Annotated in this window: 4 protein-coding genes; 3 read left to right on the plus strand and 1 reads right to left on the minus strand. The window is 69.4% G+C overall.

What is annotated here, in order from left to right:
- The first annotated feature begins 104 nt into the window (after positions 1-104).
- The 3 genes from ACFV9D_RS27415 (at position 105) to ACFV9D_RS27425 (ending at position 2,772) form a co-directional block, all read left to right on the plus strand.
- Positions 105-929, plus strand: coding sequence for a sulfite exporter TauE/SafE family protein (locus ACFV9D_RS27415; protein ID WP_385151569.1), 825 nt, complete (start codon positions 105-107; stop codon positions 927-929).
- A 203-nt stretch (positions 930-1,132) separates the two neighbouring features.
- Entirely contained in the window at positions 1,133-2,008 is an 876-nt protein-coding gene (locus ACFV9D_RS27420) for an ATP-grasp domain-containing protein (protein ID WP_385151572.1), read from the plus strand.
- 173 nt (positions 2,009-2,181) lie between these two features.
- Positions 2,182-2,772, plus strand: coding sequence for a hypothetical protein (locus ACFV9D_RS27425; protein ID WP_385151575.1), 591 nt, complete (start codon positions 2,182-2,184; stop codon positions 2,770-2,772).
- Between the two features lie 1,176 nt (positions 2,773-3,948).
- On the opposite strand, the gene ACFV9D_RS27430 is transcribed toward ACFV9D_RS27425, so the two are convergent.
- Entirely contained in the window at positions 3,949-11,025 is a 7,077-nt protein-coding gene (locus tag ACFV9D_RS27430; protein ID WP_385151577.1) for a ricin-type beta-trefoil lectin domain protein, read from the minus strand.
- Positions 11,026-11,200 lie beyond the last annotated feature (175 nt).

The following is an 11,200-nucleotide window of genomic DNA, read 5'->3' on the forward strand; positions in this document are numbered from 1 at the left end:
GCCTGGTGCGATCGTCCACTGGGTGCGGCCTCTTGGGTCAGTGAGACTGCACACATGACCAACACCGAACATGCGGTTGCTGCCCTGATGCGCGGAGGACGGGCATGATCGATGTGACTTCTGACAAGAGCCTCGTGGCATCCGCACGGCTGCAATCGGCACCGCTGGTCTTCGGCGTCGGCGCCCTGGTGGGTGTGCTGGGCGGGATGATCGGACTGGGTGGCGCCGAGTTCCGGCTGCCGTTGCTGATCGGGATGTTCGGGTTCGTGGCGCTGTCGGCCGTCATCCTGAACAAGGCGATGAGCCTGGTCGTCGTGGTCACCGCCCTGCCCGCCCGCCTGGCAGCGGTCTCCTTCGGAGAGCTGGGCGCCCACTGGACGATCGCGGTCAACCTGCTGGCCGGCAGCCTGCTCGGTGCATGGGCGGGAGCCTCGTGGGCCATGCGGATGCGGTCTGCCACCCTCTACAAGGTCCTGGCGATCCTCATGGCCGGCATGGCTGCCGCGCTCATCGTCACGCACACCACCGCCGTGGGATCGCTCGCCGTGCCGACCGCCGTTCAGGTGGTGGCCGGAGTGGCCGCCGGGTTCGGCATCGGTGTGGTCGCCGCGATCATGGGCGTCGCGGGCGGAGAGTTGCTGATCCCCACGATCGTGCTGCTGTACGGGGCCGACATCAGGTTGGCGGGAAGCCTGTCCCTGCTGGTGTCCTTGCCCACGATGCTCGTCGCGTTCGCCCGCTACAGCCGCGACGGCAGCTTCGCCGTCCTCGGCGCCACCCTGCGCTTCGCCGGACTCATGGCCACGGGCTCGATTGTCGGCGCGCTCCTCGGCGGACTCCTGCTCGGGGTGATCCCCGACCCGGTCCTCATTCCCGCACTCGCGGTCATCCTGCTGATCTCAGCGGTCAAGGTCGCCCGCCACGACTGACCGGCAGGATCCGCCGGTCAAGTGCCTCTTTGGGAGGGCGAATTCGCGCAGTAAGCTTGGGAATCACCGGGCTGGAGTCGCTGGCAAGCCTTGCAGCTGCAGAGTCGGCCTTTTCGGTGCGCCGTTGGGAAGACCGAACATGTTCGGTCGCCGGTGATCTGTACGCGCCAGGACGGGCTGCCGGGACGGATAGAGTGTCGCGCATGGGGGCGACGTTCATCTTCTGCGCTGATCCACTCCGGCCACGGCGCACGGACCAGCACTTCGCGGACGAGGCGCGCATGGCTCGTGACCTGGACCACCCGATCGCGCTGATCGACCACGATGCCCTGACGGCCGGTGACGCGGCCGCCGCCGTAGAGCGAGTCCCGAAGGATTCCGGAGCGGCCTGGTACCGCGGCTGGATGCTCACAGCCAGGCAGTACGGCGCGCTGTCCGATGCCCTGGCCGCGCGCGGCGTGACGCTGGTGACCTCGCCGAAGGACTATCAGCGGGCCCACGAACTCCCCGGCTGGTACGGGACGTTCGAGCCGGTCACCCCGCGCAGCGTGTGGCTCCCCACCGGGCCCGGCACGCCACCGGCCCGGGCGGAACTCGCCGCAGCGGCCACCGGTCTCGGCGGCGGCCCAGCGGTCGTCAAGGACTACGTGAAGTCCCGCAAGCACGAGTGGCACGAGGCCTGCTTCGTACCCGACCTGGCGGATACGAGCCGCCTGGCTTCCGTCGTCGCCCGTTTCGTGGAGTTGCAGGACGAATTCCTCACCGGGGGCGTGGTGATCCGGACCTTCGAGGACTTCCGCACTTCCGTCGGCGAGGCGCGCCTGTGGTGGGTCGACGGCCGACCGGTCCTCTTCACGGCGCACCCTGACACCCCGAAGCTACGGCCGGAGCCCGATCCGGACTTCGTACGACCACTGGTCGCTGCGCTGGCCTGCCGCTTCGTCACGACGGACCTCGCCCTGCGGGAGGACGGCGTGTGGCGGGTGGTGGAGGTGGGCGACGGCCAGGTCAGCGACCTGCCGCAGGGCGCCGAAGCCGCGCCGTTGCTCCAAGCATTGGCGGCGGCAGGTGACCCGTAAACGGTTGCCCCAGCGTACTAGGTGGTGGCTCGTTCGGAGCCCACGTCAAGCCAGGTCTGACCGGAACTGCGCAGGGTACCGACTGCGTCATCGTGCGCGTGGGTGTGGGCCCCGGAGGGGGCGAAGGCCGAAGTGATGCGGTGGGCTGCTGGAAATTGAGGGGAGGGCCGCTGATGAGTGACGTGAATCGGGACATCTGTTACGTCTGGATCAAGGATGGCGATGACTGGGCCGCGACGTTCGTCATCGACGGTAGGCGGTACGCGGATGATCCCGATGCCGTGCGTAGGTTGTCGGAGGAGGCGTTCTCCGAACTGAACCGGCTTCGCATTCCGGCTGAGTTCGAGACGACCGAAGTCAGTCCGACGCAGCCGGCGAGTCGGCTGCCGTCGTGGGAGGAGTACCGCCGGCGCCTCCCACCCGATGACTCGGGGCGTCCCGCAGCGGCGGGGGTCGACCGGATCACGTACTACGCGCGGGTCAACGAGTCCTGCACGAAGGAGGACCCGCATGGAGTCGTGCGGAGGATCCATTCCACCCCGCCTGTGGACCAGGTGTTTGCCCGTGACATGCGGTGGCGCCCGACCGAGTTCCTGCACCTCCACAGGTTGGGCCACGACGACTACGACCCGGTCGAGATCACTGCGACTGAGGCGGCAGTGATCATCGGACGGTGGAAGGCCAAGCGGAGGGCTGACGCGGACGCGGAGGCGGCGGCTCCGGTGGGGAACCTGGCGGACGAGACACCGAAGTTCCTCGGATAGTACGAAACCATCCGATGGCCGTCGGCAGCAGCAGGAGCAGTCCGAGGAGAAGGATCCCGAGGGCCGGGAGGTGGACGGCGGGTGTGAATCGCCGTACCCGGGGAGTCATATCCCGGTCGAGGGAGCTCTTCAGGATCGCCGCCGGCGGAACGGTCAGGAGGAGTCCGAGGATGAGGCAGAAGTTCCCGTTGGCCAGTCCAGGCCAGGCCAGACCCTGCCTTTGGCGACGGCCGTCCTTCAGCACCGGTGAATCCGGGCTGGGGTCGCCCGGCGCGTAGTACACCTCCATCGTCCTGCCCGCTTTCGGAGGTGCGTTCCGGGTGTACATCGCGCGCTTGGTCACCTCGCGCGGCCCGTTGTCATAGGGGATCCGGAGGACGACGTCGGTGGGGAAGAACACCGGTTCGTCGGACTCGTTCCGCCCGCGGACCGGGTCCCCTGCGAGCCGGACCACGGGTCGCCGGATGCTCGCCCCATCCGGCCGCGTCCAGCCCCGCGGTCTCCCGTCCGTACTCCGGGGAGACATGTGCCCCATGGCGCGGCAGGCCAGTGTGGCCAGCGGCATCAGCAACGCGACCAGCCACACGAATGCGTGGCCGCTGCACGGGTCGTCGACCGGGAGTGTGGTGCTCTCGCAGGGCCCCGCCGCGTCCCGTAAGAGTTGCGCCGAGGGGCCCGGCGCGAAGAGACGATCCAGGCGGCGGTGAAGAGCACGGACAGTCCGGCCATCCCCGTCTCGGCGTACAGCGGTGGGTACGGCCCGACGCCCCACAGCCCGCCCCACAGCATGCACCCGACCGCGCCGGCGGCGCTGAGCGCCATACCCCAGCCCGTGAGCGTGGTCCACACGCTCACCCCGACCGTGCCGGTACGTACGTCTCCCTCCCGGCGCCGTGTCCAACCGCCTCGTTCCCGCCCCCTGTTCGCGCGGCTCGCGCATGGCCGGATAGATCAACTCGGCCGGAACCGGTGCTGATCAAAGGGACAAAACCTGGCCCTGGGCGGATGAGTTGTCGCTCCACTCGATAGGGGGCCGATGAGACTCGCATCGTTCTGTCTCCCGAGGTGCGCTGCCTCACCATGGAGGTGGCGCCGGTAGCCGGACATGGGGAAGCCCCCGGCCGCGGGTTGCGGCCGGGAACTTCCCTTTCTGAGGTGTCAACCGTCGGGCACGGCTCAGCCGTTGGGTCCCTGGGGGAACACATTCGGGTCGATGCGGTGCTTCAGCTTGATCCCGTAGCGCTCCTTGTAGACCAGCTTCTGCAGGTTGTAGGACTGCTTACCCCACTCCCGCTTGGCTGCGCCGAGGACGTTGACCCCGATGCTCGGCAGGGCCTTGGAGCCGGTCGTCACACCGTCCTGGCGGAGGTACACGGAGTCGCCCTTCTCCTCGATGCTGAAGGTGATGGTCGAACCGCGGTCGTCGAAGTACCCCTTGCCCACCACCTCGAAGGTGAAGCTGGTGGCCGACGTCGTGACCCGCACGTCCCCGGGACCGCCGAAGATCGACTCGAAGTGGCGGCTGTTGAAGGGCCCCGGGTACAGGGTGCACGCGGCGCCCTCGTACATCGTTTCGCACCCCTCGACCTCGAACGGGAAGACCGCCTGCGGGTTCTCCTTGAACATCGTCATGATTTCCTCCGGCGAGCCCATGTTCGCCCGGAGCCCCAGGTACTCCCGGTAGCTGTAGGTGTACTTGAACGTGTAGTTCTCGGTCGGCTCCTTGTGGTACGTCCGGTGGCGGGCCTTCGGCCGCTTGTTCAAGGTGCCGTTCCTGCGCGCGGTCTGCGCCATCTCGTCCGAGGCCTTGCGGCAGGACGGGTTGGCGCAGTTGTCCGAGTAGTCGCCGATCACTCCGTCGGTGTCCCCCTCGACGCCGGCGCAGATGCCGTCGGCGCCGCCGCCCGGTGCGCCGTGCAGGCACATGCGGCCGTCGGGGTCGGAGTTGCCGACCGGGTTGTTGTTCGCGTAGGCATATCCGTTCCACTGCTGCGGGTCCATTGGCGACAGCAGCGGGTCGGCGCTGATGAAGCGGCCCGTCGTCGGCTGGTACAGGCGGACGCCGAGGCTGGTGAGCCCGGTGGTGTTGTCCTTCTGGCCGCCCACGAAGCCCTTGTTTCCGGCCCAGCCCGAGGGCTGGGTGCCCCGGAGGTTGCCGAAGGCGTCGGTACGGCTGCGGCTGGCGGCCAGCGTCGACAGGTCGAGGCTCAGGTTGTTGGTGCCGTGATGGTCGGCGATCTGGGCGACGAACCCGCCTGCCGCGGTGCCCGCCCCGGTGCGCACGATGGTCATGCCGCCCGGGATCGGGTAGTAGCGGATGCCGGTGCGGGCCTGGGTGGCCGTGTTCACCGTCAGCTCGTCGTTGCCGAGGGTGAGCGTGGCCGTCGTGGGGCTGCGCCGGATCAGCAGCTTGCCGTCCGCGTCGTACAGGTACGTCGTGGTGGTGTTCGGGATGGTCCACTTCTGCCCGGCGGGCACGGTGGTGCCGCAGTCGCCGAGCACGAGGTTCGTGCTGTCGGTGCTCACGTCGCCCGGCACCGCCAGGCAGCGGCCGGAAGCGGGGTTGTGGAGCGTGCCGTCGGCGCGTGCGGTCCAGGTCTGGTCGGCGCCGCCGTCGCAGTCCTGGAACGTGATCGTCGATCCGGCCGCCGTGCCCATGGCCTGGACGCACCGGTTGCCGCTGGAGAGCGTGCTGTTCGCGGTGGAGTACTTCTGTCCCGCGCCCGTGTTGCACGTGTAGATCTGCAGCGGGCTGCCGACCGCGGTCGAAGCCCCCTGCGCGTCCAGGCACTTGCCGCCGATGCCCTTGATCTGGGCGGCCATGGTCAGCGAGGCTACCTTGCCCTCGCTGTTCCACGTCAGGCTGCTCGTGCCGGCCTTTCCGGCCCGGTAGGAGGTGGTGGCTCCGACCTCGTCGTACTGGAACCTGTCGCTGTTGGTGGTCGTCCCGGTCGTCGTCGTGGACGTCAGCAGCGCGTGCGGACCACCCGTGCCGCCACCCGTGGCGGGAGCGGACGTCGGGGCGTTCTGCTGCCCGGGGGCGCCGAACGTCTGGGTGGTGGTGGCGTCCTTCGTGGTGTCGCCCGCGGGGTCGCGGTTGACCAGCTTGGTGCGGTTGCCCGTCAGGTCGTAGGAGTACTCCTGCCAGTAGGGGGCCGGTCCGCCGACCGTGGTCTTCGCCGGGGCGACGGCGCCGCTGGTCGGTGTGGAGTTCGCGCACGCGCCCTGGTCGGCCGTCTGGTGCGTGAGCGGGTCGGGCCGGCTGATGCCGCCGGTGTCCGTCCACGCCGTCGTCAGCCGGCCGAGGTGGTCGTAGGCAAAGCACTGGCGGTCGGTCTGCGCGGGCGTGTTGTCCGCGATGCCGGTGAGCGAGGTGATCCGGCCGGCCTGGTCGTACGTGTAGCCGGTCTGCTGCACCGCGCCGGTGGTCGAGGTCTGCTTGTCGGTGAACTGGTCGCGGATCCGACCGGTGGCCTCGTCGTAGACCGTGGTGGACACGACCTGGGAGGCCCACGGGTTGACGGTGGACCGGATCACGCGCCCGAAGGCGTCGTACTCGGTCTGCGTGTCATAGGTGGTGGCACCGGCGTACTTGTACATCTGGCCGTAGTCGTTGTACGAGTACGCGATGTCGTCCAGCGGCAGCCCGGCGAGCGCCGGCAGGACCGTGCCCTTCGGGTTGCCGGTGAGCCGGTCGTGCGTGGTGCTGACGCTGTACGTGAAGGTGCCGGAGGCGAGCCCCGCGTCCGTGCCGGGCATGGTGATCGTCGTGCCCGTCATCCGGGCGCCGTCGTCGTAGCCGGTCACGGCGGTGGTGTACGCCTTGCCGGCAGAGCCGCCGACGTAGCGCGTGGAGGTGGCCGGCTTGCCCTTGCCGCCCGCGACCGTGTCGAAGGTCCAGCCGGCCAGCTGCTTGGCGGCGCTCACGCTGCCGTCGTACAGGCCGGTCTTCCGCCCGAGCAGGTCGTAGGTGTACACCAGCGTCCGGTTCTTGGCGTCGGTGCTGCTGGTCAGACGCGAAGCCGCGTCGTACGTCTGCGTGCTGACACCGTGGTCCGGGTCGCTCGCGCCGATCTGCCGGCCCCGCTGGTCGTAGGTGTACGACCAGACGTTGCCCGCCGCGTCCTTGCGGGTCAGGGGCTCGCCGTCGAGGGTCGAGGTGAAGCGGGTGACGGCGGCGTCCGCTGCCCGACCGGTGGGCGTGGGAGTGGAGTACTGCCACAGCTCGGTGTTGTGGCCCAGGGCGTTCGTGAACACCGACGTCGGTGCACTGCCCTTCGGCGGCAGGACGTCGGTGCGGTCCGCACCCGGGTAGCTGGTCGTCGTGCGGTGCTGCTCGGTGCCCAGCGACCACGTCGAGACCACGGTCGCCCGGTCGCGGCCGTCGTAGCTGGTCCGCTTCTGTGAGGGGATGGTGCTGTCGGCGGCGGCGACGAGGACGTCCTTCGGACCCGAAGCGTCGTTGTACCAGGCCGCGTTGGAGACCATCTCCCGGCCGTGCGAGTCGAAGCGGCTGTCCGTCACCAGGCGGCCGGTGTAGGCCGGGTTCGCCGGATTGGACTGCGTCTGGCGGGTGTGGGTGAAGCCGTCCATCAGCTCGATCGCGGTGGTCCACACCGGGGTCGTGCCGTCCACGGTCAGATTCTTGGTGGTGATCGCTGAGGGGACGCCCACCGTGTTGGAGACGCGGTAGCCGAACACCACGTTCGCGTGGGTGTGGGACTCGGGGGCACGCCCCGGCTGCCACACCGCGGTCAGACGGCCCAGCGCGTCATAGGTGTTGGTCGTGGTCTTCTGGTTGGGGTCGGTCACCTTCAGCGGTACCGACCGCCGTGCGTCATAGGTGGTGACGGTGTCCCAGGTGCCCGTGGCCTGGCCGGGGACGGGAGCGGAGACCGTCACCGTGCCGGGCAGCTCGCCGGCGGCGGCCGGGGTGTAGACCGTGCTGGTGGTGGCGCCGTTCGGGTGCTGCGCGTCCTTGCTGTTCGGGTCGGTCGTCGAGATGACGCGGCCGTAACCGTCGTACGCGGTGGTGGAGGCGGTGACGAAGACAGCGGTGCCGTCGGCGGCGTACCGGTCCAGGATCTCGCTCTTGGTCGCGTCGGCCGTGGCGCCCGCCTGTCCGTGGGCGAGGCCGTCGTAGAAGGTACGGGTCAGGGAGACCGTGTTCGCGGCGGTGGGGTCCGCGGTGCAGGCGTCGGCGCCCGAGACCTTCAGGGCCTCGGACACCAGATCGGTGCGCTGGGCGTCCGGTCCGCTCGCGTAGGCGGTACGGGTGCACTGGTCCGGGACGCCGTCCGCCTGGTCCAGCGAGGTCTTCGTCCGGTTGTTGTGGTCGGGGTCGGTGACCTGGGTGCTGGTACTCGTCCGCCAGCTGCCGTCCGCCAGTTTCGCCCGGTTCGTGGTGGAGGTCTTGGTCCCCGGGTAGCGGGCGACCAGCGCGGGCAGACCGGTGCGGGTGTGGGTGGCGGTGGCGACCTCGTCGCTGGAGGCGTGCACGGTCTGGGCGACAGGGGCGCCGCCCGCCTGGTCGAAGGTCTCGGTCTGCAGGACCTGGCCGGCGAGCCAGTCCACGTCCGTCACGTCCCTGCCCAGGGCGTCCGTCAGGTGCACGGAGCGGGCGGTGCCGTTCTTGCGGACGTCCCCGTCCATGCCCTGGCGGTAGGTGGTCGAGCTCTGCGTCTTGGGCCCGTCGGTGCCCGAACCGACCGTGGCGGTCACCTTGGCGAAGCCGCGGAAGTCACCCCAGGTACGGAACTTGGCCTCGGTCAGCTCGCTGTCGTCACGGTGCCAGGCGGCGGAGTCGTACGCGTACGAGGTGATCTTCTGCGGAGTGTCCGTGACGATGTCGTTCTCGGTCAGGGACTTGACCGTGTAGTGGTGGAACCAGTCGAGGACCGGATCGGCGTCGACGACCGAACCGGGCGGGGACCAGCGCACCGGGTAGCAGGCCCTGGTGTTGTCGTCCTCGGCCGCCGGCATCACGTTGTTGATGCGCGAGCAGTCGGCGAGGTTGTAGTCGACGTTCAGGACGCCGCCGGTCTCGTTGCGGATCGTCTGGATGCGCGGCCTGTTCATGATCGGCGGGGCCGGGACGAGGTTCGTCCCGTCCACCCGGTTCGGCAGCATCACGGGCGTGAACGACACGAGCGGAAGGTCGAGGTTCGGCGTCGCGGTCCTGCCGGTGTGCAGGACGGAGTCCAGCCACAGGGCGCGCTGGCTGCCGGCGTCCTTCGGGTCGGGGAAGGAGTGGGCCAGCAGGTAGTGGTCCACGTCCTTCCAGGCGTTGTTGACGCGGACCTGGGTGGTGATCTCCGTCAGGCGCTTGGTCGTGAAGTACGTGGCGGAGTAGTAGACGCAGGTGCCGGTGCTCTTGCACTCGTTCTCGACCGGAACGTCGTACCAGTTGGCCTTGTTGGCGACGGTCCGGTTGGCCGGCTCACATGCCGTACCGGCCGCGACGCAGCGCTCGGCGACGGTGAAGTCGACCTTGGCGGCGGGCTGGAGCGCTCCCTTGGCGGCGACCTGATCGGCGAGCTTCTGCCCGTAGGCGATGCTCTTCAGGGTGGTGGCCCGGGTGTACTCGGTCATCGTGCCGTTGCCGTTGTTCTGGCCGGCACCGCGCTTGTACCAGTTCGTCTCCGGAGCCCACGCGTACGTCGTGAGGTTCCCGTGCGGATCGACGACGTGGTCGAGGTAGAGGCGCTGCCACATCGTGCACCAGGAACCGGCGCCCTTGGCGGAGTCGTAGCACGGCTGGCCGCTCTTGGGCGAGTAGACCGGCACCGAGGACACGGAGTTGGTGGCCTGGTCGGTCTTGTCACCACCGGGGAGGTGGTTGATGCCGAAGTAGAACGTGGTGCCCGAGGAATCGGTGACCTTCGCGTACGCCCCGTCCCGGACACTGTTGGCCGCACCCGATCCGAACTCGATCTTCGTGCCGTCGTCGTCCTTGAGGCGCCATGTGCCGGTGGCGGCGTCGGTGGTGGCCGTCGCCGAGCCCGCCTTGTCGTCGCGGACCAGGGTGCCCGAGTGCGAGCCCAGGGACAGGGAGGCGTTGAACCCTGCCCAGCAGGCGTCGCCCGAGTCGGGGATGCCGGCCTTGTCGCAGGGCTTGAAGACGCGCTCGATGAAGCCGGGGTTGAAGTCCCAGCCGTCGCCGATCCAGGACGCCTGCGCGTTGGTGACGGAGGTCTTGCCGTCCACCGAGGAGGAGTTGTAGCTCAGCTTGACCTCGGGGGCGGTCCCGCCCAGGGCAGCCGGAAGCTGGACGGGGTACTCGTAGGTCAGCGCACCCGAGCTGCCGCCGCCGGCCCAGCTCTGGGAGGAGCTGAGCGAGGTCGCCTTGTACGTGCCACCGGGCCCCGAGGAGTCCGTCTCCGCGGCCAGCAGCATCGGGGCCGCGGGGGAGGCGAGCAGTAGACTGCCGGCCTTCTGCTCGCCCGCGCTCGCCACGGGGGAGGGGACCGGGGCGGCGGCCGTCGGCAGCGCCACGTCGGCCACCAGACGTTGCGTCGCCTTGTCGTAGCGGGTGGTGAGCGGCGTACGCACCTGGCAGGACGGCACCTTCGGCGTCGTCAGCGCGCATCCGGGCAGCGTCACCAGGCGGCCGCGGGAGGCGAACTCGCCCCCGGTGGCGGCCTGCAGGCTGGCCAGGTCAAGGCCGACCTGGACGTGGGAAGCCGTCTTGGACGTACCGGACGTACCGGAGGACTGGGCGGCGAGGCTGAACAGGGCGCCGTTGACCCCGACCTCACGCGCGGAACGGTCGTCCGTGCGGACCACCGTGACCTTGCCGCTCAGGCCCTTCGAGGCCGTGCCCGCCACAGCCGTGCCCGACTTGGCCGTGCCCGGCTTGGTCGTGGTGTCCTTCGGGGACACCCACACGGGCAGGCGGCCGGCCTGAACCGGTGCCGTGCCGGGGGCGCCCGTCAGGTCGGCGCTGCCGCTGGCCGGTGCGGGGAACGGAGTCCTGGGCTTGGCCGCGGAACGCGCGGGCACCGGGTAACGGGGCTGGACCGCCTTGGTCTTGCGGACGTCGACGTCGGTGGCCTTGACCGGCTTGGTGCCGGGCAGCGGTCGGTGCGGCGGCTTCCAGATCTTCGAGAAGTCCGCTTCGGAGGCCTCGGTTCCGGCCTGCGCCGCTTGCACCGCAGGGGCGCCGAGCAGCGAGGCGGTGAGCGCCAGGATGACCGGACCGGCCACCCGTGAGCGGAACGTGCGCGTTCTTCGGCGCACGCCAGCGACTGACATGAGGGTTCCTCCGTCTGTGGACAGCAGAGAGACAAGGTCCCGGCCATGAGGGCCGAGACCTTGCGGAAAATGGGTGCGAAGAGGGTGATTGCGGTGGCCGAAGCGATGCGATGGAAGCCCCAATTCCACTTATGCGCCGGCCTAAACGGGGGAAAGTTAGCAGTGAACGATCGTT

It is taken from the genome of Streptomyces sp. NPDC059875 (assembly GCF_042731085.1).
Classification (GTDB): domain Bacteria; phylum Actinomycetota; class Actinomycetes; order Streptomycetales; family Streptomycetaceae; genus Streptomyces.

Coding starts and splice junctions, on each gene's coding strand:
- ACFV9D_RS27415 (WP_385151569.1), top strand. CDS start 105: ATGATCGATGTGACTTCTGACAAGAGCCTCGTGGCATCCGCACGGCTG.
- ACFV9D_RS27420 (WP_385151572.1), top strand. CDS start 1,133: ATGGGGGCGACGTTCATCTTCTGCGCTGATCCACTCCGGCCACGGCGC.
- ACFV9D_RS27425 (WP_385151575.1), top strand. CDS start 2,182: ATGAGTGACGTGAATCGGGACATCTGTTACGTCTGGATCAAGGATGGC.
- ACFV9D_RS27430 (WP_385151577.1), bottom strand. CDS start 11,025: ATGTCAGTCGCTGGCGTGCGCCGAAGAACGCGCACGTTCCGCTCACGG.